Origin of the sequence: Vibrio sp. B7 (genome assembly GCF_963888765.1) — a bacterium.
GTDB lineage: Bacteria > Pseudomonadota > Gammaproteobacteria > Enterobacterales > Vibrionaceae > Vibrio > Vibrio anguillarum.
In genome coordinates this window covers 24,782-51,472 of record NZ_CAWPKR010000033.1, presented here as the reverse complement: position 1 = coordinate 51,472, position 26,691 = coordinate 24,782, and the positions used below count along the sequence as shown (strand labels likewise).

Genomic DNA, 26,691 nt, shown 5'->3' with positions numbered 1-26,691 from the left:
TGGCGAGGCTCTCATTAATTCTCACTTTTATTATTCATCAAAATCGTCGGGGTCTTCGTATTCGTCAGAATCGTAGGGGTGTTCGTAGTAAGTGCCCCAGCCGTCGTAAATAATGTCATATTTTTCAGCAAGTTGAATAAGCTTCTCTGCCTGTTCATCGATCGCTTCGGCCTTCAGTACCGATTGCATAGTCGCGTCACAGCACAATAGTTTATTGCCGTCTTCATCTTCTGTTTCTTCTGCTTCAAGCACTTCAAAGCCCATTTTAAAGGCTTCAACAACCGCTTTTTCTAGCGTGTCAAAATCTTCAGCAAATAGGTGGTGCTCTATCTCATATAACGCATCTGGATCACTGCCATCTTCGAGCAGGGCTTGAATGATGTCGCGAGTATCTTCTTTTTGAATTTCGATTAACTCTTCAACGGATACGTAGTCATCTTGCTGAGGTTGAGACATAAGGTGCTCCAGATTTGGCTAAATGTAGACTATACTCCATCAACTTGGCGTTGCAGATAGGCGGCAAGTGAGTTCATCCCCATGAACATAGATAAACTATGTGACTGGGGTGAGCAAACGTAGCCAGCACCGCTGCAACTTCACGTCGGAAGGGTATAAATGAATTTCGACGAAATATGGCATGGTTCGCCTAAAATTGCCACCAACAACGTACCGCGATCTTTATCTTTCTAAAGGATCACTGCTCAATCAAGTACAGATTAAATAAAAAAACACTTTAATTTAACAATTTATTTTCATTTTGCTAATTCAGTAGATTATCTGCCTGATGATTTGCTCTTTCACCGCATTAAACTGCCTGTTTATCAAACATTCATGCATAGCGAAAAAGGTCGCTTTGGCTAAACATGCCCGCATTATGCACTTTTTATGTAAATAACCGCATAGAAAATCACTTATTCTTCATGCTTAATTCACCCTCCTCTGAGCCAAAAACGCATAACAAAGCACTTTGTCGTTATTAGGCTTATTTGGCTAGTTTTGGAGTTATTTTTTAATAAGCGCACACTTTAAAGCATACACAACTATAAGTTCACAAAATAACAGCTAATATCACCACTAAGTAGACTTGCATCGTTCGCTTAAGCTTGTCATAAAGAACATGAGAAATAAGAGTAGGGATACAAAATGAATAAGCTGTACGTTGGATCTGAAGTTGGGCAACTGCGCCGAGTATTACTCAATCGGCCAGAGCGTGCCTTAACTCATCTCACACCGTCGAACTGTCATGAACTGTTATTTGATGATGTGCTTGCCGTAGAAGATGCAGGAAAAGAGCATGATGCCTTTGCCAACACATTGAAGGACCAAGATGTTGAAGTGCTGTTGTTGCATGATCTCTTAGTCGAAACCTTAGCCGTTGCCGATGCCAAAGCGTGGTTGCTCGATACGCAAATTTCTGATTTTCGCTATGGTCCCACTTTGGCACGCGATCTGCGCTGCTATTTAGCTGACATGGATAACGAACACCTCGCCACTCTGCTACTCGGTGGTCTTGCTTATTCCGAACTGCCCATCCACTCCTCTTCGATGCTACCTAAAATGCATCGTCCGTTAGATTTTGTGATTGAACCGTTGCCCAATCATCTCTTTACCCGCGATACCTCTTGCTGGGTGTATGGCGGCGTATCGCTTAATCCGATGATGAAACCAGCACGCCAACGTGAAACCAACCATTTACGCGCCATTTATCGTTGGCATCCTGTATTTGCAGGAGAGAATTTTATCAAGTATTTCGGTGATGAAGATCTGCACTACGATAATGCCAATATTGAAGGGGGCGACGTACTGGTGATCGGTAAAGGTGCAGTGTTGATTGGTATTTCCGAACGCACGACTGTGCAAGGAGTAGAAAATTTTGCTGCGAGTTTATTTAAACATGGGCAGGCCAAAGAGGTGATTGCCGTTAACCTGCCTAAACACCGCTCTTGTATGCATTTAGATACGGTGATGACACATATGGATGTCGACACCTTTTCTGTTTACCCCGAAATTATGCGTCATGATTTAGAAACATGGCGTTTAACGCCAAAAGGCGATGGCGGGATGAACGTCGATTCAATGCCAAGTTATGTTAATGCGATTGAACGCGCGTTAGGTTTGGACAAACTCAAAATCATCACCACTGGTGGTGATAGCTATGAGGCTGAGCGCGAGCAATGGAATGACGCCAACAACGTGCTAACGGTTAAACCCGGAGTTGTGATTGGCTACGAGCGCAATGTCTACACTAACGAGAAATACGATAAGGCGGGCATCAAAGTATTAACCATCCCCGGCAATGAACTCGGCCGAGGCCGAGGCGGCGCGCGCTGCATGAGTTGCCCGATCGAGCGAGATGATATTTAACTTTTTCAATTCAACGCAGTGAATAAAAGAGATAAAAAAGCGGCGCATCAAAACGCCGCTTTTTATTTGCTTACGCTGCGCGATACAAACCACGTCAGCTCTGAGCGAGTAACAACGTTATTCGGTGCCACCAACAGTGAGCGAATCTAGCTTAAGCGTAGGTTGCCCTACTCCAACAGGCACACTTTGTCCTGCTTTACCGCACACTCCAACGCCGCGATCAAGGCTCAAATCGTTACCCACCATCGAGACTTGTTGCATTGCCTCAATACCAGAACCGATCAAGGTTGCACCTTTGATTGGATAAGTAATTTTGCCGTTTTCAATCATATAGGCTTCAGAGGCAGAGAACACAAATTTACCCGAGGTGATATCCACTTGGCCACCGCCAAAGTTGGGCGCATAAACGCCTTTCTTCACTGTTGAAATGATCTCTTCTGGCGTATGTTCACCCGGCAACATGTAAGTGTTGGTCATGCGCGGCATCGGTAAATGTGCGTACGATTCACGACGCCCATTACCCGTAGGGTTCACCCCCATCAAACGTGCGTTGAGTTTGTCTTGTATGTAGCCTTTCAACACGCCATTTTCAATTAAGGTGTTGTATTGACCATTGACACCTTCATCGTCGACATTGAGCGAGCCACGCAGATCTTTCAGTGTGCCATCGTCAACAATCGTACAAAGCGTTGAGGTTACTTTCTGGCCAATTTTACCGGAGAAAACAGAAGATCCTTTGCGGTTAAAATCACCTTCTAAGCCATGCCCTACCGCTTCGTGAAGCAAGACGCCCGGCCAACCAGAACCGAGCACAACAGGCATCGCGCCAGCGGGAGCTGCGACAGCTTCAAGGTTGACTAAGGCTTGTCGGATAGCTTCATCGGCAAACTGAAACGCAACTTTACGGCCATCTTGTTCGGTGAGGAAAAAGTCATAACCAAAACGACCACCACCGCCAGAGCTGCCTCGCTCGCGGCGATCACCTTTTTGTGCTAACACGCTGATCGACAAACGGACCAACGGGCGGATATCGCCTGCGTAAGTCCCATCGGTTGCAGCAACTAACATCTGTTCATGCACACCACTTAAGCTCACCGAGACTTCTTGGATCAAGGGCTCTTTGGTACGAATGTAAGCATCCAGCTCTTGCAGTAATTCTGTTTTTTGCTTTTTTTCCCAACTGGCTAATGGGTTATCCGCCGCATAATAGGCTTGATTATCGCTACGTTTAAAGGCTTGAACACAACCACTTTTACCTTGCTGCGCAATGCCTCGTGCGGCTATTGCACTCTGTTTCAAACCTTCTAATTGGATTTGATCTGAATAAGCAAAACCCGTTTTTTCACCTGTGATGGCACGCACACCAACACCGCAATCGATATTAAATGAGCCGTCTTTAATAATGCTGTCTTCGAGCACTAAAGATTCATGCCAGCTCGACTGAAAATAGATATCGGCATAATCAATTTGACGAGTGGCAATTGTCGCTAGTGTATCCGCAATATCTTGCTCGGTTAATCCTGCAGGTTTTAATAGTGCATCTTCAATGCGGTTAATACTCATAGTTTGCTCTTATTATCTATAAACTGATTGGTGAATCGGGTGTGTGCAGCAATGGGCATTTTTTGTCGAACTTGCTCAACGTAAACCAAGTCAATATCGGCGACTAAATTCCCCACTTGCTGGTTTAAGCTTGCAATAACCTCACCCCAAGGGCTGATGACCATCGAATGACCCCATGTCTCGCGCCCACATGGATGAAGCCCAGTTTGCCCAACCGCAACAATCCAACACTGATTATCTATCGCTCGGGCTCTTAACAAGACTTCCCAATGTGCCTTTCCGGTCACCGCCGTAAAGGCCGCAGGAACCACTAATATCTGGGCACCCTGCATTCTTAATTGGGAATAGAGGTGCGGAAAGCGCACATCATAGCAGATGGAAAGGCCAATTTGACCAAATGGCGTCGACGCAACACTCAGCTTTGTGCCGCAGGTAAAAGTTTCCGATTCTCGATAGCGCTGGTGGCCGTCAGCGACATCTGCATCAAACATGTGTAATTTGTCGTAGTACGCGACAAGATCGCCACTAGCGTCAAACAGCAAGGAGGTAGTCGTTACCCCGACCTCACGACGGATAGGCATGCTGCCCACCAACAGCCACACCCGATGAAAGAGAGCCATAGCAGCCAATTGACTCTGCAAGGGCCCTTGCCCCAATGGCTCGGCATGTTGGTGATACTGTTGTCGCGTGCCAAACACCAGTGCATTTTCCGGCGTGACAATCCACTTCGCACCTTGCGCCACAAGTAGTGACACTTGCTGTTCGATATAGGCCAAATTCTGCGCAGGTTCAGAGCTTGACGTCATTTGAATAAGTCCAACGCGATCCATGCCTACTTCCCTATTTTTCAGTCAATTTTCTCAACTTTTCTGGTAATTTAAACTCGCCCCTACTACGTGAAAGCTCTTTAACAACCGGTGAATTAATTGGTCCTTTAACCTCATAGTTGACTTGGGTAAAGACCTCAACCACAGGTGCAATCACGGTCGTAATAGCTAGGACATACAGCGCTGTTTGCGGTGTCACCGCAAAAGCCGTCAAGACGGGAATTCCTGATGTGATGTCTGGTACAAAATTCACCTCAGCATCAACAGTACGGCTATTGAGATCCGCTAAGCCTTTAATGGTCATTTCACCGGCAACAGCATCCATTTTGATGTTGTTGGTAACAAAAATCCCTTGCGAAATTTCACCACTGCCCGTAATTGAGTTAAAGGCCATTCCTTTATCAAACACGTCACTAAAATCGAGCTGCATTTTACGGATAATGGAATCTAAACTGAATAATCCGAGTAAACGAGCGGCACCGCTGACATCAGAAACGACACCTTTACCCATAGTAGTCTCTATCTTGCCTTCTAAGCTGTCGATCTTCATTGACCAAGGCGCGCCATCCCATTCGGTTTGACTCGACATTTCAAATGGCGCTCTTTGGATACCGGAGCTGATGCCAAAGCGCTCCATCAAATCGCTATTATTGTCACCTTTCATGGTGAGATTCAGTTGAGTATGACTACGCTCATCACCTTGTGCGTCTTTATTCAACGTCCAAGCACCACTGATATTGACTTGGTTTGAACCACTACTGATATAAATCTTCTTCCATTGCAAAGTATCACCTTGCCGTTGGAAGTCCATATTCATCTTGCCCACCTTGTAACCCTGCAACCAAAGATCATCAATGGCCAAAGTTAAGTTTGGCACCAATCGATGAAACTGTCGGTCAAAATCAGTAATAAGCGGCTCAGACTGGCGATCTTGATCAACCAACAGTGATTTTTTGGAGCTATCCTCCAGCTCAGGAATGTAAACGTGCAAGCGTTCAAGCGAGACGGACAAATCATAAGGTTCAATATAACTCGCTTGACCTTTTGCTTCTTGGCTCTCGAGCTGTGCGTACCAACCGAGATTTTTACGTCTAGCACTAAAATCAACATCGTGCCACTCAATGCCCGCTAGTAGAAGTGCTTTGACGTTGATGTCCACTCTCTCTGGTGGTGGGATCTCGGGAGTATTCATCTCCGCTAGAGCTGATTTTTTCTTCGGTTGAGGCTCATTGGCCAAACTCAACCATTCATCCAAATTAAAGGTATCGCTGCGGATCTGCGCATGGTGGCCAACCACTGGGCTGATTTTGAAATTGCCGCTCCCTACTATGAGATTGGTGGCCGTCAGGCGTGGTTTTTTCGATGTGATATCGATTTCAGCTTGGTATTTCGCTTGTGGTAATTGTAGGCGAGCGGTGATCGACTCTTGGTTACCCGATGCTTGCAAGTGAGCTTTGCCTGCCACGTTGAAGGCTTTTTTTAGCGGGTAAGGGTAATCACTTTCTACCATTTTTAAATCGGCTAAGGTGTCGATTTGATAAGTAAAACCGACATCATTGAGCTGAATATCAACGCCCATTTGCCAAGGAGCATGCCCTTTTAAACGGTTTAGCCAGCGCTCACCGACAAAAGGCGTCAGGGGTTTAATATCCCAGTCTCCCACCACATCAATATTCACCGCGTAACCTTGGCTGGCATTTTCACCTTTAAAATCAATCGCGATCGGTTGAGTCAGCAGATCAGCCGACAAACCGGCTGCCGTCACAACGTCATTATCAAATTCAATTTTGCCAGAGACACCCTCAAGCACCATTGGCGGTGCATCAATTTCCACGTGGTTATTATTTAAATTCGCCCAACCCCATGCTCGGGGTTCCTGTTCACTATCAAAAGGGATACGAAGCTGAAATTCAGATTGCACTTCGCCACTGACTTGGATCGCCGTTAACGCCGCTCCCACCGAATCCACTAAAGGCGTTGAGGTCATATAGTCGCGTACGGCATTGCCTTGGGCTGTTGCACTGGCTTCGATTTCGATGTGTCCACCTTCGGCTAGTTCAGGTATTCGCCCTGTGATCCGCTGGGCAGTGACATCCATTAAGGTCGCAGAGTGTGAATCAAGGTACATCGCATCGTTTTCAAACAGCAGATCGAGTTGCAAATTGGTGATCGGCGGCCACGCCGTATCAAAACTAAATTTCGCCTCTTTTAAACCAACCCAAGCTTGGAATACGCCATTGTTTTGTTGGTAGGGAAAATCGCCAAGTTCACCATACCAAAGCAGTTTAGCAGTGTTGGCTTTACCACCTTGAATCGCAGTAGAGAGATAGTCTGTTAACTTGCGCCCCAATGCTAAGGTGGGCAAATAACGCCAAGTTTCACCTGCATTGTATAAGTCCGCTTCCGCATAAAATGAAAGTAAAGGGCTGCGTTTTTCAGGAAAATCGAGACGAAATGATCCAAGCACTTGTAAGTCAGGCGTCGCCGCAGTCACTTTACTGGCCCACAATGACCAGCCATCGTCTTGCTTTTGCCACACAACATCGGCTTCACCTTGACGAATATTCAATGGTGCTTGGAAAACCTCACCATAAGGTAACACGTCATCAATCAGCGTCACTTTGGCGCGGGCACTCTCCATGCTACCTGCAATGGAGGCTTTGAGATGGTGTACTTGTGGCAATAACTGCCATTGCGCCATGGCGCCATCACTGAGTTCAGCCGAATAACGAAGCGATTGCAGGCTATCTCCTTTGCTGAGCCGAATATCTTCTAAGGTGCCCCCCAAATCCAATAGCTGCAAAAGCTCGTTCGTTTTGCTGGAATCGGGCATCATTTTCACAAAGGGAAGCAAAGTTTTTATGTCTAACTGCGACAAGTTCAAACGCCATTGCGTCGGTTGCCATTCAAACGCGACATCAAGTTTAGGCCACACTTCGTCATCCGTGCGCAACTGAAGTGAGTAAGCGTTAACTTGCCATCCTTGTTCAATAGGTAACAGTTTGATGATTCCCGACTCTAACAGCAATTCATGCTGACGCTCTTCACCCCAAACCAGTTCAGAGGGCTTAAGTTCGACATAGCCATCTTTGGGTTGGTTATGTTCTAAGGTCAGCCATGCATTAAAACTCACCTGTCCTTTCTTAATGCCGGTTTCGTCTTTGAGATAACGAGTCAACCACGGGTTTATTTTGATATTGTCAGCGCTAACATAGAAGCGACCTGAAATATCGCGTAGTGAACCATGATCTTCAAAGTTAGCACTCACTAACAGAGAGTTAATACTGGTATCAGCGATGCTCACCACGCCTTCAGCTTTATGTTGCTGAGCGTTATTTTTCCACCGAAGACGTTCAATATCTAACTGGCGAATCTCCCCCGCGACAGATTGATAGAAAACCGTCGAGTCGAGTAGCGCAAAATCATCCAATTGCCGCAACAGTAGGTTGTCTAAACGTTGAATGACATTGCCTTGTGTGCGGCTCTGTTGGTTATCTTCAGCCTGTAGATCAAGCCAGTTTACCGAGCGAATATCCAATTTGAGTTGATGCATACTGAGATCCGCGACCACAGGTTGCATTTGCAGTATTGACTGAATGAGGTCAAATTCAATATCGATTTGCTGCGCAGAAAAGTGAATTTGCGATCCATCAGGTAGCTTTGCTTTTAGCCCCTTAAGTGCAATTGACGGGTGAGTATTACGCCAAAAACCAGTGACCTCACTTAATTCAAATTCAAAACCTGAATTTTGGTTGATCAACGTTTGTATTTCGCCTTGGAAACGATTCATTTGTGGCAAAAACACACGCAAGGTGGTGACAGCAACAGCCAGCACCACTAGCACGCAAACGATAAACCACAATACTATTCGCCAAAGGCGCGTAAAAGTTGAGATCACAAAAGCCCTACTACATCATCACAACGTCAAATTGTTCTTGAATATAAAGTGGCTCCGCTTGGATGCGCACTTCTTTTCCAATAAACACTTCCAACTCAGCAAGAGCATGAGACTCATCACCTTGCAAGGTTTCTGCCACCGCAGGGGATGCGTAAACCACAAATTTATCCGCATCGTAAGCACGGTTGACACGCGTGATTTCACGTAAGATTTCGAAACAGACGGTTTCAACGGTTTTCACACTGCCGCGGCCTTCACAGGTTGGACAACTTGAACATAACACGTGTTCAATACTTTCACGGGTGCGCTTACGCGTCATCTCCACCAAGCCTAACTGCGTAAAACCATTAATATTCGTTTTGACGCGATCTTTAACCAGTGCGGCATCTAAGGAGTTGAGCACTCGCTTACGGTGCTCTTCAGACATCATATCGATAAAATCAATAATGATGATGCCCCCTAAGTTGCGCAAACGTAACTGACGGGCAATGGCTTGAGTCGCTTCAACATTGGTATTAAAAATGGTTTCTTCGAGGTTACGACGGCCAACAAACGCGCCAGTATTGATATCAATCGTAGTCATGGCTTCGGTTTGGTCGATGATAAGGTATCCACCAGACTTGAGCTCCACTTTACGCTCGAGAGAACGCTGAACCTCGTTTTCGGTGTCGTACATATCAAAAATAGGCTTGTCACCTTCATACAGTTCAAGCTTATCGGTTAACTCAGGCACAAACTCTGAGGTAAACTCTTTGAGGTTCTCAAATTCAAGTCGTGAATCGACTAAAATCCGCGTCAAATCGGTGCCGACAAAATCTCGTAAAATACGCTGAGCTAAACCCAATTCGCCATACAGTGTCGAGCGTGTTTTGTATTTAACTCGACGCTCCAACACTTTCAGCCATAGCCGTTTAAGAAAGGCGGCATCTTGTGAAAGCTCTTTCTCATCAGCCCCTTCAGCGGCGGTACGAATAATGAACCCACCGTGCTCATCACAATAATGAGCCACGACTTTTTTGAGACGATCACGCTCTGATTCACTTTCAATGCGTTGTGAGACACCAACATGACTTGCGCCGGGCATAAAAACGAGATAGCGCGAAGGTAGGGTAATATCTGTCGTTAAACGGGCGCCTTTAGTGCCTAATGGATCTTTGACCACTTGCACCACGATATCTTGGCCTTGACGAACTAGCTCTGAAATATCACGAACTTGAAACTGCTGTTTTTCGTTCTCAGCCACACATTCAGTATGAGGAACAATGTCAGAAGCGTGAAGAAAAGCGGCCTTGTCTAAACCAATATCGACAAAGGCGGCCTGCATTCCTGGAAGAACTCGGCTGACTTTTCCTTTGTAAATATTGCCCACAATGCCGCGTTTCGCTTCTCGCTCAATGTGGACCTCTTGAAGAACTCCGCCTTCAATCATCGCCACTCGAGTTTCACTCGGGGTGACGTTTAGTAGCAACTCTGCACTCATGAGTACACCTCAATGTTTTTAATTATATAAATTCGTGCAAGAGCTGGTCAGTTTCGAATAATGGTAATCCTACAACAGCGTAATAGCTGCCTTCGATCTTCGTTACAAATCGTCCACCCAATCCTTGAATGCCATAACTGCCAGCCTTATCGCAAGGTTCACCCGATTGCCAATATTGTTCTATTTCTTCATCTGACAAAGGTTTAAACCATACATCCGTCGTTACCACGACGGATTTAGAATGATCATGTGTTGCTACGGTTACGGCTGTCATCACTTGATGTTTTGTACCAGATAAGCTGCGTAACATCTGTTGTGCTTGAGCAAAATCAGCAGGTTTTTCAAGTACTGTTTCACCTTGCACGACTATGGTATCAGACCCAATAACTATCGAAGCAGGGTTGGATAAAGCAACACCAGCCAGTGCCTTATCACGTGATAAACGTTCAACATACACTGCTGGGGCTTCATGCTCATTACGGCACTCTTCAACGTTGGGCACCACAATATCAAACTGATAACCCAGTTGAGTCAGTAACTCTCGTCTTCTTGGCGAGCCAGAAGCTAATACAATTTTTTTATTCATCATCTAAGGTGCCAGTGGCGTCGCACACGACGAAGCAGTAGGAACATCCAAGGCCATAATATGCAATTGATCATACCAACCCATAGTGAGAGCGGGTTAAATGTCACATCTTGAATTAAATATTCGCCGCAAAAGATCAGCACTTCAAGCAACATAGATAACACGCCAATGATTACGGCTTGTTGCCATAACGCCATATTACGCAGCACTAAGAAGTTAATCGCCACTAAGTAGACAACAATGGCCATCATCATGCCACGAATGCCCAATGTTGAACCAAGCAGCAGATCCCATAACAAACCAAGGATCAAAGCCGACCCTACGTTGACTCGATGCGGCAACGCTAAAACCCAATAGCATGTCACCAGCAGTAACCACGATGGGCGCAGTAGATCCAGCTCACCCGGCCAAGGGATAGTTTGTAAAACCAGAGCAAAGAGAAATGATGCACCAATCACCAATTTACTTTTCACGACACTACTGGCCATCGGTTGCTTCCTCTAACATTTTCTCTGGTGTAACTTGCAATACTTTCTGTTGCCTATCTTCGTTAGGCCAGATCAACAGCAAATAACGTAGACGATCAAAATCCACCACGGGATCGGCGGTGATCGACGCAAATTCACGCTGAGTATCTTTGTCGACCACCGAAACGTGTGCGACAGGATAACCTTCAGGATATACGCCCCCTAAACCTGATGTGACGAGCAAGTCACCCACTTCAATATCGGTGCTGGTGGGAATGTGTTCCAATTGAATACGATCCACCTGGCCATTCCCTGAAGCAATCACTCGAATATCATTACGAATAATTTGCACTGGAATCGCACTATTGGTGTCAGTCAGCAACAACACCCGGCTGTTATGCGCCGCCACAAAAGTCACTTGGCCAACAATACCTTTGTCGTTGATAACGGGTTGCCCTTCGTAAACGCCATCCGTTCGCCCTTTATCAATCACAACTTGATGACGATAAGGTGAGGTATCGACCGCCATCACCTCAGTGACAACCTTCTTTTCATCACGAACAAAAGAAGATCCAAGCAATTTACGTAACCGTTGGTTCTCTTCTCGGTATTGATCAAACAAGATCAAATCACTTTTCAAGGTGATCGCTTCTCGCTTTAAACGTTGATTCGATTCAATCAGTTTTTGATGAGTGGCGAATCGCTCATACAGATCATCAAACATGCTGCGCGGTAAATCCGCCATGTATTGAATGGGAGCCACTAAGCTATTAAGAAAAAAACGAACGTTGGAAAAAGCACCTAAACGACTATCAGCCAGCATAAGACTGGCTGATAAAATCACGGCAAAAAAGAGACGTAGCTGAAGAGATGGTCCTCGACCAAATATTGGCTTCATTCTATAAAAATCCTAGATGTCATGATGGGAGCTTTACGGCTCCCAAAGCCATTATTCTTCGCTAAATAGGTCGCCACCGTGCATATCGATCATTTCCAACGCTTTACCGCCACCAAGGGCAACACAGGTTAGAGGATTATCGGCAACCACGACTGGTATTCCCGTTTCTTCGGTCAAGAGGCGGTCGATATCTTTGAGCAGCGCTCCACCACCGGTTAATACCATACCATTTTCTGAGATATCAGAAGCAAGCTCTGGCGGACACTGTTCAAGCGCAACCATCACCGCAGAAACAATACCGGAAAGCGGTTCTTGCAGTGCTTCTAAGATTTCATTGGAGTTAAGAGTAAAGCTACGAGGGACCCCTTCAGCAAGGTTACGACCACGAACTTCAATCTCCATCACTTCATCGCCGGGGTAAGCCGAGCCAATTTCATGTTTGATTTTCTCTGCGGTCGCTTCACCGATTAAGCTGCCGTAGTTACGACGCACATAATTAATGATCGCTTCATCAAAACGATCACCGCCGATACGCACAGAGGAAGAGTAAACCACACCGTTCAAGGAAATAACGGCAACTTCAGTCGTACCACCACCGATATCGACCACCATTGAACCCGTTGGTTCAGAAACACGCAGACCAGCACCGATGGCCGCCGCCATAGGCTCATCAATCAAATACACTTCACGCGCGCCAGCACCGAGTGCTGATTCACGAATCGCACGGCGTTCAACTTGGGTGGAGCCACAAGGCACACACACCAGAACGCGAGGGCTTGGTTTGAGTACACTGTTGTCATGCACCTGCTTGATGAAGTGTTGCAACATTTTTTCGGTCACGTAGAAATCCGCAATCACGCCGTCTTTCATAGGACGAATTGCAGAAATATTCCCCGGCGTACGACCAAGCATCTGCTTAGCGGCATGACCGACAGCAGCAACGCTTTTTCCACCACGACCTTTATCTTGGCGAATAGCAACAACGGAAGGCTCGTCGAGGACAATACCTTGTCCTTTAACGTATATAAGAGTATTGGCGGTACCTAAATCGATCGATAGATCGTTGGAAAACATGCCACGCAGTTTTTTGAACATATTCTTCGCTCGTCCTGCAAGAATTAGAAGATAGAAAATTGCACTAAATGTACCAATGCCTTGCGATCACAGCAAGGCGTTGACGCATAAACATGGACTGAAACACGCAATTTCTAACAGATTCCTAACTTAGGTAGAAAAATCTCTATGAATTTGTGTGAATTATCCGGTTAATTTTTTTCACGCCACCAGATTACCCGGTCGCTGCCTCGGTACAATCCAAACTGTACTCGGCCTGAGACTTCATTTTCAAACGCGCTATTTTGATCATTGTAGAGACGCAACCAAGGCAACCCATGAGCATTGAGATCAAGCAAAGTATCAATGAATCCTTGATGACCCGCTCCCGGAGCCGTAAAGTTGATATTCGCGGTACCCAAAGTGAGCGTTTGACTGACTAAAGTAGGATAAACTTCAGGAGCCCCACCGGAACCTAAAGTTAGATCGGTCGGCGTTAAAGTGAAATTCGCAAGATCTGGTAACCTTGTACAGCGATCAAAGCTATTGGTAACAAAGCCATTGGCAGTGAAGTATTCACTCGTGATTGGCTGACTTAACGCACTCGTTTCTGGGCCATAAGTGTCGTGGATCACCAGTTTTCCCCAGCGCAATTTCATCTCATCATCAATATCTGTAATCGTATAGTCTATGCAAGGACTGCTGGCTGTTTCGCGGTAGCAAACTCCATCAAGATCTGTAAGATCGGATACCAAGAGGGTAAGATCTAACTTGCTGTTAAAAGGCACTATTGGTTGTGGTGGCTTTTGGTAGATCAATATCTCCCCAGAGAGTTCAATGCGAGAATCAACGCCATTGACTCGGTTCACACTCGTCAAATCGCTATCAAAGCTGATTGGTAAACTATTCACAGTATCGTTATATATTCGGTTGTCCCACTGCCGATCATAACGCCACCAAGCACTGTCGAAATAATTGACCGTTTCACTGCCTGACGCGGATTTTGGGTGTAAGTAAATACCCGGATTTTCTTTATATCCAAACGGTTGTCCTAAATAACTGAACGATTCGTCATTAGGAGAAGTCACCTCACACTCAGCCTGTAAGCTGGTCACCACCGAAGAAGGAGAAAAATAGGCTGGGATAAAACGACCTATCTGGCCCGTTGAGGCAACGGCAATCGGCAGATTCTCACTCGCTAAATCGAGTCCAAGATACGTCGTTGGCGCGTTCAGCGAGAAATCAAACACCCCAACCTCACTCACTCTTTGTTGTACAGTCGTCGAGCTACCTAATTGGTGATCATATTCAACTTCGCCGAGAGCACCGGGCACGCCTGTCGCTGGTGCGATTAGAGTATGTTTAAGCTCAATGTTTGCTTGTTGATAATTTGTCACGCCTAAATTGTTAGTGAAATCATTATCCTCAATCGGTGCCTCCGCAACCGCTTTGATATTGAGATTAAAGTTTTCATCCGCCCTAGCAAAAATATCACAGCTAATATCGGTATTAGGACACGCTCCACTAACACCATAATAGCTGGTCGCGCTGAGCACTAAAGCACGAGGAACTCGGGTAAAAATGCCTTGCCCTTCTAAAAGTAAATCCTGCTCATCACCACTCCCCGTTAAACGAGCATTCAAAGCAAGGCTACCAGCCTCACGATAGGATACGTTAATGCTCGCCTCACCATTTTGGTTGAAATTGAGCACCACTGGCGTTGCAGTATTGGATGACTGCCCTACCGCCACACTATTCACACCAACCGATAAAGCGCTAAAACCTTGCCCCCCATTAGGGCTCAAGTAATCACTCCAAAAGGAAACGGGTTTTTGTACATTTTGAAAACTAGGCAAACACAGTTGTGAAGCGTTATCTTTTCGTACCGCTTTAATGGTCCCAGTTACCGATTGATTGGCATAGGAATTAGGTACATCCAAAATGAAGCCACTGTCAGCAAAGTTCATCGTGCAGTTACTGGCCAAAAAGGGGCCAGCATTCCCATTGTGGCTGCATAAAGTGTTATTGAAAGACATAGCCGTGGGAACGGAACCAGAAACATCAACGGTGACATTACCTGCGCTGTTACGCCTAAGTTGGGTGTTACCAACCCCATTGCTAAATGGGATAGTTGAACCATTGACCCAACCGCCCGTTGCACTAGGTAGAGAGTTAGGGACTAAATAAGCAATAACCGGATCGGTAAATAAGTTATTGCAATTTTCATCGGCACACGCCGTCACAGACACGTCAGAGGCTGCACAAGTTAAACCTTGTGCTGGCAAAGAGATGCGAAAGTGATTAATTTGCTCACCAACTGGACGAGAATTGAGCGCACAGACTTCGAAATTATCAATTTCATGGTTATTAGTCGAAGAGCCTGTAGAACCTGTGATGGACATAAACAGATCCGTAGGAACATTTTGTTGCGCCGCAAATGACATCACATCAACTGGCCCAATTAAAGTTTGCCAACTGTCAGTACCAACTTTACGGCTTACAGTCACCAGCGACGTTGAAGCTTGAGTTGAGTCAATAACAATTCGGTAGCGGTGCTGAGGATTACCATTGGTATTGTCTACCCTCGGATTTAGGCAATCTCCATTGGTATTGGTTGTGCCGTTATTACACGTGCCTGCCAAATAGTTATAACCGCTATAGCCGGAACCAGATCCCCTTAATACAACGGCTTGCCGCCTACGACCTGGGCCATTCCCGCCACCTTCGATCGAATAGTTACCATATTCATCCAATCCAATGCCTAACCAGCCGCCCGCAAATCCGGGTTTTTGCTCATTGACTTTATAACCAAAACCTAAAGGCCCACCAAATGCCCCAACTTGAGGAGTGACAGAGGCATCAGAAAAGACAATCGCCACCCCATCTGCGCCATTACCACCATAAGCAAAATAGTCAAATTCAACCTCTACACGGTTCCCTGCCGCTGGGAAAATGCGTTGGAATGTTGAGGCTGTGGCTTGGTTTTGCACCGCTTGTGTTAATCGCATGCGATTATTGGTGATTGAAGGCGTAAAGTTGCCACTGCTACTGAATACTCGCCACTGCTCATCCAACGGCTGACTTTGGAAATCATCGCTAAAGCATTGCAACCCAGCGCTTTGGCACAAATGGCGCTCGTTATACAAATCCAGAATCTGACCATCAGTTAGTGCTTGATTATAAATAGCCACTTCATCAAGCCTTCCAGAAAAACTTCGGCTATCGGAATTATAATCTCGACCAATCTCCAAATTCAGAGTATTGGTTTTTAGCGGTTGGTTATCATTGCTCCTCGCAGCAACCACACCATTAATATAGATTTTTTGTCGCTCATTACCATTGGCTGAACGGTTATAACGAATGGTGATATGAGTCCAAGTATTTAGCGGAATAACATCGGATGTGGTTAGTGTATTAGCACCGCCAGAACTTCTCTCCCAGTACCAGAAAACTCTCCCTTGGCTATTAAGGTGGAATTCGTAGTTAGTATCTTTCGCCACTATGGTATGCAAGCCACCATTCGGCGGTCGGCTGACGGGGTACACCCACACAGATATCGTTAACTGCTCAGAAAAGGATAGTTTGTTATCATGCGCCACTTGCACATATTGGTTTTGGTTGGCAATAAACTCGCCATAGCCACAAGTACCGTAATTATTAACATTGGCGGGTAGCGCTGGTGATTGGGAACTGGTGAGCGCGCCATTCATCGCTCGACCATTAAGCGATGTGCCAAATGCATTTTTGACTTCGTTGGAGACACCGCTCCACTGCACTTCATCAAAATGATAGCGAGCAACAGGAGAAGGAGCACAAGCATTCAGTGGGTTAGATATGGGGGAACATGTACCAGTAATTGAACTATTGTTCACGTTAACTTTGCCACCAGCATTATTGGTTGCCGCAGTAAAATCACCATAAGCTGTTGAGTCATTTAAGGTGATATCGTTGGATGTAGTACTGATAATGACCGGAGAATCAGGTCTTCCTAGCTGGCTATTGTTAGCTGTGAAATGACTTGCCCCTGATACAGAACCGGAAGTCATATCCACCGAATTAAACGTCACAGAGTTATTAGAGGTCATCGTAATATTACCGCTATACACTCCCCCGGTAATCACAACCCCTGATTGAGCCGTAATATTACCAACCACATTCGCGCTCGTAATCACGACAGTATTATTATTACTGGTTAAATTACCCTGCACGCTACCGCCGTTGATAATGACGTTTCCTCCCGTCGTAACATTACCAATTAAATTGGTGTTATTGAAAGTTACGTTGCTGCTGCTGGCTGAAACATCCCCATAAATCGTATTTTGAGAGCCTTGGCTGGCTATCGCTCCGTAGTTCGCTTGTAGACTTATCTTATTTGATGCGTTACCCACTTGGTTATTAATCAAATAAAAACCGTCATTGGCGATCAGTGTTGAGTCAACATCGGCGACAATCACATCACCATCATTTAACGTCACTTGACCATTACCGCTACAGGTATAAGTATTGCCAGATTTTTGCCACGAGGTATTACAAGGAGGATATTGATTATTGGATAAATTATATTGTTGGGCACAAACCCCACTGCTCATGAACAGTATGCTAATCAGCCATTTATAGTGAATCACTTTTCACCCCCACTTCAATAACTCGCTGCAACGTCCAATCGCCAGACTGACAACGCCCGGTTGACGTCAGTTGATAAACAGTGCGACCATCATCCATATCGCCCACTGAGTTACATTCAACTTGTGCGCTACATTGCGCTAATCCTTCACCTTCAAACGTGAGTGATTGTACAGAATTAGTATGGCAACTGCCGTCGGTTGTCGTTTGATAAAAACGACTCAGTTCAACGTTGATCGCCGATCGCGCCGCCATTTCAGCCCTTGTCCCTAACACCATCGAAACCAATTGCTGGCTATTGCGCTGTTGATTACGGTTCGCGACCGATGCAACAAAGCCGACCACCACAATGATAAAGATGACCAATACTAAGCCGCTGCCTTGCTGTTTACGGCGTGTTGTAGATAAGCGCATCATGGTCAAACTTTACCTCCTCGCCGCGGTCGGAAAATGTCAGTTCAATTTTCACTAAGCCGTTGCGTTGTAGCTCTGGCTGTGTGACGTGAAAATTAGCTTGGCTAATGTTTTCAGCCATCAATACTGGAGTGCCAAGCTGCTCAGGGCTGAGCGCACTGCGATTAAGCGTGTAATCCGCGTAACGATAAATACGACTGTTCTGATAACAAAAAGCCACTGGCGTGCGATAAAAATAGACTCGCTTAGCTGGCGATTGAATTACAAACCCAGTCTGTTGTGTCAAGGCAACATCGACCATCCTTGTGTTGTTGGGTGATGTAAAATCCACATCTGCGTTTACTTGCGCTGTTTGCCCGCTGGCACTTGGCGTTTGGCGTAGCGAAGCGGCATTGGTTGGAAACACGACTAGACGATCGCCATTGAGTACCTTTTTGTCGATCGGCAATAAACGCACCGCAGCCGAAGGCGATTGCACGGTTGGCAGGTCGCTGTAGAGCGCGCTGTCAGTGATCGGCAAAAACTCAATGCAACCATTTTCCACCAACACGCTGTTTGGCACCGCTTCACGCAATTCTCGGCTCAGCCGCTCAGTAATAAAGCGCCCTTGTTGGATCAAAGCTTCGCGGGCGGTGGTATCAACATAAATACCCATACTTTGGCGGATCACAGAGCCTAAAAATAGCCCGACTACCGACAACAGAATAATCGCAATCACCATTTCAATCAGGGTGAAACCACGCATCAGAAATTGCCCTTAATCGCCGCAAACGGGTAGCGATTACCCTTCGGGTCAATGATCACCACAGAAACCCGTTTATAGTGAGTCAGTTGGTTAGCGTTCACTCCGCTTAGTTGCCCACCATTGTCCTGCTCATAAAATACTTGAATCTCAACGTTATAACGTTGGTAATCAGCACTGATATCAATGCCTAATACATCTTTAACCGATCCCGTTAGGCCATGGAAATCATCCACATCGTTGTACAACGTATTATTGGTTTCACTAGGTTCGGGACCAAGTTGCGCAATAGACGTACACATTGTTCGTCCTGATGCTGTCACTAATACACACTCAGGCAATCCGCCATTGGGGCCGGATTTTTCGTCAAAGGCTCGGCCCATTACTTCATCCATAACCGCGCGGCCTAACTCGGCGGCTTTTACTGCTAACACCTGTTCAGCGCTTTGTTGCGAGCGAGGATAAAGTGCGGCCGTGATGCCTGTCATGGCTATTGCCGTTACCGTGATAACGATGATCATCTCAATGAGAGTAAACCCGCGCGGCGTGTTAACACGCATAAATGTACCCCTCGCTATTGATGCACACTTGGCGAGATTCACCCGATTGCAGATTATTTAAGGTAACAGTGCAGTTTGCCGTTAAGCACTGCGTGGCGCGGCCTAAACTATCAAAATCTAAAAAATAGCTGCCATCGTTATTGGTTAACGTCAGGGTGATATCGTTTTCTGCCGCATCGACAAAACTGCTGTCTGCCAGCGTACTTGGTAGTGAAGTGGTGCAAGCACCAGCAGAAACGGAAGGAGATACTTGCTGTGCTTGATTATTGCTGACCAACCAGCGATTACAGAGGTCGGTACGCTGCATAGCGCGGTTTTGGGTCAAACGCAGTGAGGCCAACACTTCGCTTTGAGTGGTCACGCTTGAAAAGGAGGAGATGCCAGTATAACGGCTTGCAGCGTACACAGCGACAATGCCCAGCAGCACAATTACCACGACCAGTTCGATCAACGTAAAACCACGCCGTGCTGCTAAATGCTGCTGCATTTTATACCTCTAGCAAAAAAACAAGTGCTTAAAGTATATAAGAAATTTCCGTGGTGGGCTTAAGTTTTACTGATTTTTGTGGGTGAGAAATAACTAGCAGTAAAGGCCAGCAATGCTGGCCTTTACCTACAAGGCGATAACCCTACGCTTTTCTTACTTACAACTTACGATTTCAATCGTGGGCTCAGATGATGGCGTACTTGGAGTTACTGCGTATTTAACAAAACATTTACTAGAATCATCGCTACCCGTTTTGAAAGTATACGATATAGCGTCATTAGTAGTATTTGAACCTGATACAACTTTCCAATCACTATCCAAACCAGTCACGACTTTACCTATACCATTAGCACTTGCTTCAGGATAACCCCACACAACTTTTACTGCACCGCTAATACCACTAATAGCGACATCTGCTGCAGAGACAGACTCTTTACCATCAATTGCCGCTCGGCCATAAACAATGCCAGCGGCACCTTGCATCGCACCTTTTAGTCCTTGTAAAGAAGCATCACGCGCATCGCCTTGCAAATTCAAAAAACGTGGTGCAGCGGTGACGGCGAGAATGCCGAGAATGACAATCACAACCACAAGCTCGATTAGGGTGAAACCGTTTTGTCTTTTCATAGTTACTTTCTCTCTATGTTTTAATCAATGCGCAGACTTACTGCAAAGTGACGGTCACACGACCAGTTTTTATCTCATACACAAACTGGTGCGCGGTTCCGCCCTCCTTTTGCACATAAGTACAAGTGGCTTGACCGTCATCGGCTTGTGCTGAATATTTTACATTAGCGTTATTGGCTGCATTAGCGACTGTGTCAACTTTTGGTGGGTTTTGCAGCAAATTATCCATTAAATCAATACATGACTGATCCGTAATCGCCGCTGGATAACTGGTATTATCGGTATTGAGCGCCAATGGATAACCGTCCCTAAAACCTGTTGCGGCCCCGCTACTATCTGTAGAGCGAGTCAGCCAGAAATTGACACCATCATAGTTGACGGTGTTTTGTTTTTCCGAACCCAAAGTCACAGAGGTTCTTGCCTGAGCTTCCCACTGAGCACGCGCCGATAGAACACCAGTAGCAAAACCACCGGCAACCCCTTCAATGCTGGCTTTTTTCGCTTCATCGGTGACGTCTAAAAAGCGGGGTAGCGCTGCAACGGCTAATAAGCCGACAACCACAATCACTACGACTAATTCAACTAAGGAAAAGCCCGTTTGTTTGTTATCCATGCTCTACCTATCTCTTTGTTATTACCGTGTATTATACGCACTTGTTCTCGCATCGCTACGGGGCGAGTGCTCATTTCACTGCTTATGTCGAAAACTCATGCTGAAAAATCGACGCTTACTGTAAACTTATCCCTTAAAAGTTCAATGGTTATCACCTGTTTTTGACTGTAAACATAGCGACATTGATACTGATTTGCTTGATGTGCCGATTCAATTGAAATCACTTTGCTTTCAAGCAGTTGTTCATCTGGGTATAGCAGGCTTAACCAATAACGACAATCTATACTTGATTCATTTTCAGCTAATGGTAATACCCAGCCCGTTGTACTCATATTGAGTAATCGACCATTCGCGATTAAAGTTGAGGGCCGCCCCTTTAATAACCAATCTTGCTTATAAAAATTGGCACTTTCTACGATTTTACTGCTCGCCATCGCTAATGCGGTTTGATTGGCTTCTTTTTCTATCGACTTCCATGCTGATAGCAAAGCCATCAAAAGAACAAAGACAATCAACCCCCAAATTACGAACTGAGAACGCTCTATCGCCGTTTTCATCTGACAACCTTTATCCTTTGATCGCGTCGAGCATTCCCCACATTGGCAAAAAGATGCCAAGTGCCAGCACCAACACCATAGCGGCGACAATCACCAATAAAATCGGCTCTATACGCGCGGTGAGGGTTTTGAGATCGTAATCCACCTCTCTATCATAGAAGTCCGCGACTTCAAGTAGCAACTCATCAATGCGCCCTGTCTCTTCACCCACCGAAATCATCTGAATAACTAATGGCGTAAAAATATTGGCGTTTACCGCGGTGGTGGATACGCTTGTTCCCGCTTCAATGGCAGCTTTCATTTCTAACAGGCGAGACTCTAGAAATTTGTTATCCAGCGCTTCGGCAGATAATGCTATCGATTGGTTTAACGGCACCCCTGCTTTCAGCATCAAGGCAAAAGTTCGAGAAAAACGCGCCAATTGCGCTCGGTTCACTATGCCGCCGACAATGGGCATTCTTAAACGAAACTTATCCCACTTTTGACGCCCTGCGGCTGTGCTCAACCAAGCTCTGAAAGCAAATAAACACCCAAGCAATACGCCTATCATCATCGGCCAGTAGTTGACAAAGAAATCTGACATACCAATTAAAATGCGAGTTGGCAGCGGTAAATCAACCCCGAAACGGCTAAACATGCTAGTAAATTGTGGGATCACTTTAACGTTGAGAATGAACATCGCGACCAAAATAAAGCTGATGACAAAACTCGGATAACGCATCGCCGTTTTAATCCGTTTACGAGTTTCGACTTCTTGCTCGTAGTAATGAGACAATTGCAGCAAGGCTTCATCAAGCCGCCCTGTGTTCTCACCGACGTGGATCATCGACACAAACAACGGGCTAAAGACTTTCGGGTACATCTGCATTGAGCTCGATAAACTGCGCCCGTTGGTTAGCTCATTACTAACCGCTTCCAATGCTTCTTTAAGCTGTTTATTGGCACAATTTTGGATAAGTCCTTTCATCGAGCGCAGCAGCGGCACTCCCGCCTTGGTCAAGCTGTAAAGCTGACGACAGAAGATCACCAACACCTCAAGTGGCACACTTGGGGTAAACAGCGATTTCCAATCAATCGAAAAATCAGCCCCTTGGTCTGACGAAATTAAGGTCGGAATCACACCCTTGTTAAATAGCGCTTCCGCCGCGAGCTCTTCTGTCGGGGCATCAACATGCCCAGAGGTTTTGCTACCATCTAAATTTCGACCCTGATAACGATACGTTGGCATGAGTAACCTTAACTATAGATAGATGGCTTGAATGATGCCGGATGAATCACCTTCACCTAAGCTCATCACTTCATCTAAACTGACAACCCCTTGTAGCGCCAACTCCATCGCCGAAGCTAGCAGCGGTTTGTATTGCTTCGACTGACGAGCGGCTTGCGCAAAACTAACCGCATCGTTGGCGCGCAGCGCATCCATCATCTCGTGTTCAAGTTCGAGCATTTCAAAAACCCCAATTCGCCCACGGTACCCCGTCAAATTACAGTTCTGGCACCCACGTCCACGCGTAAAAGCCGCTTCAACTTGATTTGGGAAACGCACCGTCAGCCACTGTTTACGGGCTTCATCAACCTCATCCACCGCTTTACAATCGGGGCACACTTTACGCACTAAACGTTGGGCAACCACAGCCCGCACGGCGCTGGCCACTAAATAACCCGGCGCGCCCATGTCCATCATGCGCAAGGCGCTATCAACGGCATCATTGGTGTGTAAGGTGCTCAACACTAAGTGGCCGGTTAAGGCCGCGCGCAAACCAATTTCAACCGTTTCTTGATCGCGCATCTCCCCGACTAGAATAATGTCCGGGTCTTGGCGCAAAAAGGTTCTCAGCACCGTTGAGAAATCAAGGTCAATTTTAGGGTTGATTTGCACTTGGCTGATGCGTGGCAATCGGTACTCAACCGGGTCCTCAGCAGTAATGATTTTTTTGCCAGGAACATTGAGCTCTGATAACGCGCCGTATAGCGTCGTCGTTTTCCCTGAGCCGGTTGGGCCGGTCACTAAGATCATGCCGTGTGGACGTTTCAGTTGATGACGTAAACGCTGTAAAATATCATCAGGAATACCTGACTCTTCCAGTTTACGAACTCCGGATGATTGGTTGAGCAAACGCATCACCACCGATTCACCGTATTGTACTGGCATGGTCGACATACGAATATCGACCGATTGACCTTTGGCTCGGATATTAAAACGGCCATCTTGTGGGAGGCGTTTTTCTGAGATATCAAGATTGGCCATCAATTTTAAACGCAGCACTAAAGCCGAAGCGATGTTGGTTTCATTGAGTAGGGTTTCGTGTAATACCCCATCAATCCGCTGGCGTAAACGCAATACGTTAGCATCAGGTTCGATATGAATATCAGACGCCCCGACCTGAATCGCATCTTCAAATAGAGAGTTGATGAGCTTAACAACGGTCACTTCATCGCTGTCATCATCACCGATATCGAAATCAAAGGCGGTATTGCCTTGGTGTTCCAGTTGTAGCTGCTCGGCAAAGGACGCAATCTCTTTGGTGCGGCGATAGTAACGATCAAACCCTTCAACCAATTGTTTTTCTGGAGCAATAACAAATTCAAAACTGTATTGGGGTAATTGAGTGAGCAGAGATTCTTGAGCAAACAGATCCGCCGGATCACTCATTGCGATGCGCAGCGTGTCGCCATTTTTACCAATGATTAAGGCGCGTAAACGGCGTGCATGTACCTCCGGGAGGATCTGCACTGCATCAATATCGACATTGGCTCGGCTGAGATCGATCAGCGGCAGCGAAAGTTGCTGCGATAAGAAGCTAAGCATCTGCTGCTCTGACAAAAAGCCGAGTTCGATCAGCGTGTCACCCAGTTTACGTCCACTGCGCTTTTGCGTAGCGAGCGCTTGTTCCACTTGATTTTCAGTGATGATCCCTTCTTCAACCAGCAGATCACCTAAGCGTTTTCGTAGCTTAATTTGCACTCGCACTCTCCTCTAAACTGCTTAGTACGACTAGGCGATCACGAATAAACAGTTGTGACTGACTCGAGAGGCCAACTTTCGCAAGCGCTTGTTGGTAGGTATATTTGGCCGCCTGAAAATCCATCGTACGCTCTTGTGCTATCGCAAGCCCTAACCACCAGCGTGCGTTCTCAGCATCAAGCTTGACTAAGCGTTGATAGCTTTCTAATGCGAGTGAATCTTGCTTGGCTTTTTGTGCCAAGGCTGCTCTTAGCGAGAGATAATCGATCGAAGCATTGTCAGGTAAATGAACTAGAGGGGTTAACGCCGCTTCACTCTGCTTCTCTTTAATCAGCAATTTGGCTAACGCGATCCGCAAACTTTCTCCGTTATGATTGAGCTTTATACCGCTTTGTAAAATTTCAAAAGCTTTGCGCGCATCACCTTTGCCGTAATAGAGCGCGGATAATTTTTGACGGGCGAGTTCATTTTCTGGGGTAAAGCGTAGCACTTCACTGTACGCATCCAGTGCCTCTTTGAGCTCATTGCTGTCCACGGCTTTATCAGCGCGGCTCATTGCTTTTACCGCCAGTTGCTCTGGCGTCAAATCCACTTGTTCAATCAAAACACTTGAGATTTCTTGGCCACTTTCAGCACCGAGCGCGACCGCACGGTTAGAATGCAACGGCTGTTGATTGGCTAAGGCCGAATCCTGTTTAACCGTCACTGTGGGCATTGCTGAATTTGACGTTTTTTTGTCTACTGCAACAACGGCAGTTTGGTAAACGGGACGGTGAACCGGAACAATTTTGGTGGTCGGGGAAACAAGCGCAGGCGAAGAGCTTCGCTCATCAACCTCTAACAACAGGCTCTTAGGTTCATTCACTATCGCTTGATTGGCCAGTGTCTGACTGACCACTGTTTGACTGACCATTGTTTGGTCAACCGCAACTTGGTCAACCATAGCTTGCTGCTGTGACACCGCCCATCCACCGACCGCTAAGCTAGCAGCAAACCCGGCTACCATCCACAACCAAGCGCGGCTGCGTTTTACTTTCGCAACTTGCGCTGGTTGCAAGTTCACCACCGATTGGCGTTGCGCTTGTGCCAGTTTTGATAGTGCATCGTTCATCGCACTCATGATTGACTCCATCCCCACATAAAAGGGCGTTTAAACTTAGGCTTACAGGTATCAAACGTATCGTGAATCGCTGTAAATAGGTGCTGATTGCGAATCGTGCTGTCGTTTTGCGTAAAAGCCAGCAACAGAGCTTTGTGACACACTTGGTTAATCAAACGAGGGGTACCATAACTGGCTCGCCACAACGCTTTTTTCTGTTCAAGATTAAACAGTTGCGCATCACCTCCGGCTTTGCTCAAGCGACTCTCGATATAAGCGACTGTTTCATCTAAAGAGAGCGGCCGCAGATAAGCGCTAAAAGTAATTCGTTGGCGAAATTGGCGCAGATGGTGCTGCGCTAAACGCTCATCGAGCTCTGGTTGGCCGATCAACACCAGTTGCAACAACTTTGTGTATTCTGTTTCTAAATTGCCGAATAAACGCAGCACTTCCAATGCATCGTCTGGTAACGCTTGTGCTTCATCAACAATCGCGACTACTCGTTTCCCCTGCTGCTTTAGCACAATCAATTGTTGCTGAATACGATCAACAATATCCGCATCATCTTGCTTACTAAGGCCTAGTTCGCTGGCGACAGCTTGGCGAAGTTCTCGACCATTAAGCGCTGGGTTGGGTAAATAAATCAGTGCAATATGATCATGTAAATGATTGATCAACATACGACACACCATGGTTTTTCCGGTTCCGACTTCTCCGGTTATCTTGATCACTCCTTCGCCTAAATCAATGGCGGCACTCACTGTCTGAATCGCCTCGTAATGTGGTGCTAAGCCTAAAAACAGTGATGTATTAGGCGTGAGATGAAAAGGCAGTTGCTCAAAACCAAAGTGCTCAAGATACATGATGT

22 protein-coding genes are annotated in these 26,691 nt (G+C 46.2%); 1 reads left to right on the top strand and 21 read right to left on the bottom strand.

Translation table 11 applies throughout. From position 1 onward, the window contains the following. Positions 1-30: 30 nt before the first annotated feature. Positions 31-456, bottom strand: a complete 426-nt coding sequence (gene rraB, locus AACV32_RS09775) for a ribonuclease E inhibitor RraB (RefSeq protein WP_170895049.1) — start codon at positions 454-456, stop codon at positions 31-33. Between the two features lie 687 nt (positions 457-1,143). On the opposite strand from rraB, the gene arcA reads away from it, so the two are divergent. Continuing rightward, positions 1,144-2,364, top strand: a complete 1,221-nt coding sequence (gene arcA, locus AACV32_RS09770; protein WP_017047087.1) for an arginine deiminase — start codon at positions 1,144-1,146, stop codon at positions 2,362-2,364. A gap of 117 nt (positions 2,365-2,481) precedes the next feature. Here arcA and tldD read toward each other — a convergent pair whose 3' ends face one another. The 20 genes from tldD to AACV32_RS09670 form a co-directional block, all read right to left on the bottom strand. After that, positions 2,482-3,927, bottom strand: coding sequence for a metalloprotease TldD (tldD, locus tag AACV32_RS09765; protein ID WP_013857867.1), 1,446 nt, complete (start codon positions 3,925-3,927; stop codon positions 2,482-2,484). Further along, positions 3,924-4,757, bottom strand: coding sequence for a carbon-nitrogen hydrolase family protein (locus tag AACV32_RS09760; RefSeq protein WP_170895050.1), 834 nt, complete (start codon positions 4,755-4,757; stop codon positions 3,924-3,926). The genes tldD and AACV32_RS09760 overlap by 4 nt, the downstream gene beginning before the upstream one ends. A gap of 10 nt (positions 4,758-4,767) precedes the next feature. Continuing rightward, positions 4,768-8,652: a YhdP family protein gene (locus tag AACV32_RS09755; protein ID WP_170895051.1), complete on the bottom strand. Its 3,885-nt coding sequence runs from the start codon at positions 8,650-8,652 to the stop codon at positions 4,768-4,770. A gap of 10 nt (positions 8,653-8,662) precedes the next feature. Continuing rightward, the gene (gene rng, locus AACV32_RS09750) at positions 8,663-10,132 is read right to left on the bottom strand and encodes a ribonuclease G (protein WP_017047090.1); all 1,470 of its coding nucleotides are present in this window, start codon (positions 10,130-10,132) and stop codon (positions 8,663-8,665) included. A gap of 22 nt (positions 10,133-10,154) precedes the next feature. Next, positions 10,155-10,721 carry a Maf family protein gene (locus AACV32_RS09745; protein ID WP_026027832.1) on the bottom strand — a complete coding sequence of 189 codons (567 nt, stop codon included), beginning with the start codon at positions 10,719-10,721 and terminating at the stop codon, positions 10,155-10,157. Beyond that, the gene (gene mreD, locus AACV32_RS09740; protein WP_013857872.1) at positions 10,718-11,206 is read right to left on the bottom strand and encodes a rod shape-determining protein MreD; all 489 of its coding nucleotides are present in this window, start codon (positions 11,204-11,206) and stop codon (positions 10,718-10,720) included. The genes AACV32_RS09745 and mreD overlap by 4 nt, the downstream gene beginning before the upstream one ends. Beyond that, positions 11,196-12,083, bottom strand: coding sequence for a rod shape-determining protein MreC (mreC, locus tag AACV32_RS09735; RefSeq protein ID WP_013857873.1), 888 nt, complete (start codon positions 12,081-12,083; stop codon positions 11,196-11,198). Before mreC ends, mreD begins: the two co-directional genes overlap by 11 nt. Positions 12,084-12,134: 51 nt before the next feature. Further along, a complete protein-coding gene (locus AACV32_RS09730) occupies positions 12,135-13,178 on the bottom strand; it encodes a rod shape-determining protein (protein WP_013857874.1) in 1,044 nt (347 codons plus the stop codon). 170 nt (positions 13,179-13,348) lie between these two features. Next, the gene (locus AACV32_RS09725; protein WP_170895052.1) at positions 13,349-17,761 is read right to left on the bottom strand and encodes a DUF6701 domain-containing protein; all 4,413 of its coding nucleotides are present in this window, start codon (positions 17,759-17,761) and stop codon (positions 13,349-13,351) included. Next, the gene (locus tag AACV32_RS09720) at positions 17,748-18,176 is read right to left on the bottom strand and encodes an MSHA biogenesis protein MshP (protein ID WP_088728592.1); all 429 of its coding nucleotides are present in this window, start codon (positions 18,174-18,176) and stop codon (positions 17,748-17,750) included. Before AACV32_RS09720 ends, AACV32_RS09725 begins: the two co-directional genes overlap by 14 nt. After that, on the bottom strand, positions 18,148-18,918 hold the full coding sequence (locus AACV32_RS09715; protein ID WP_170895053.1) for a PilW family protein: 771 nt from the start codon (positions 18,916-18,918) through the stop codon (positions 18,148-18,150). The genes AACV32_RS09720 and AACV32_RS09715 overlap by 29 nt, the downstream gene beginning before the upstream one ends. After that, on the bottom strand, positions 18,918-19,475 hold the full coding sequence (locus AACV32_RS09710; RefSeq protein WP_170895054.1) for a type IV pilus modification PilV family protein: 558 nt from the start codon (positions 19,473-19,475) through the stop codon (positions 18,918-18,920). The genes AACV32_RS09715 and AACV32_RS09710 overlap by 1 nt, the downstream gene beginning before the upstream one ends. Then, positions 19,465-19,962, bottom strand: coding sequence for a prepilin-type N-terminal cleavage/methylation domain-containing protein (locus AACV32_RS09705; RefSeq protein WP_170895055.1), 498 nt, complete (start codon positions 19,960-19,962; stop codon positions 19,465-19,467). The genes AACV32_RS09710 and AACV32_RS09705 overlap by 11 nt, the downstream gene beginning before the upstream one ends. A 153-nt stretch (positions 19,963-20,115) precedes the next feature. Continuing rightward, a complete protein-coding gene (locus AACV32_RS09700; RefSeq protein WP_094150213.1) occupies positions 20,116-20,589 on the bottom strand; it encodes a type II secretion system protein in 474 nt (157 codons plus the stop codon). A 37-nt stretch (positions 20,590-20,626) separates the two neighbouring features. After that, positions 20,627-21,202 (bottom strand): prepilin-type N-terminal cleavage/methylation domain-containing protein, encoded by a 576-nt coding sequence (locus AACV32_RS09695; protein ID WP_013857881.1) that lies wholly within the window; start codon positions 21,200-21,202, stop codon positions 20,627-20,629. 95 nt (positions 21,203-21,297) lie between these two features. Beyond that, positions 21,298-21,759 (bottom strand): MSHA biogenesis protein MshF, encoded by a 462-nt coding sequence (locus tag AACV32_RS09690; RefSeq protein WP_094123565.1) that lies wholly within the window; start codon positions 21,757-21,759, stop codon positions 21,298-21,300. 10 nt (positions 21,760-21,769) lie between these two features. Next, on the bottom strand, positions 21,770-22,987 hold the full coding sequence (locus tag AACV32_RS09685; RefSeq protein WP_013857883.1) for a type II secretion system F family protein: 1,218 nt from the start codon (positions 22,985-22,987) through the stop codon (positions 21,770-21,772). A 12-nt stretch (positions 22,988-22,999) separates the two neighbouring features. Further along, a complete protein-coding gene (locus AACV32_RS09680; protein WP_026028748.1) occupies positions 23,000-24,724 on the bottom strand; it encodes a GspE/PulE family protein in 1,725 nt (574 codons plus the stop codon). Next, positions 24,714-25,844, bottom strand: coding sequence for a tetratricopeptide repeat protein (locus tag AACV32_RS09675; protein ID WP_170895056.1), 1,131 nt, complete (start codon positions 25,842-25,844; stop codon positions 24,714-24,716). The genes AACV32_RS09680 and AACV32_RS09675 overlap by 11 nt, the downstream gene beginning before the upstream one ends. After that, positions 25,841-26,686 (bottom strand): ExeA family protein, encoded by an 846-nt coding sequence (locus AACV32_RS09670; RefSeq protein ID WP_026029164.1) that lies wholly within the window; start codon positions 26,684-26,686, stop codon positions 25,841-25,843. Before AACV32_RS09670 ends, AACV32_RS09675 begins: the two co-directional genes overlap by 4 nt. Positions 26,687-26,691 lie beyond the last annotated feature (5 nt).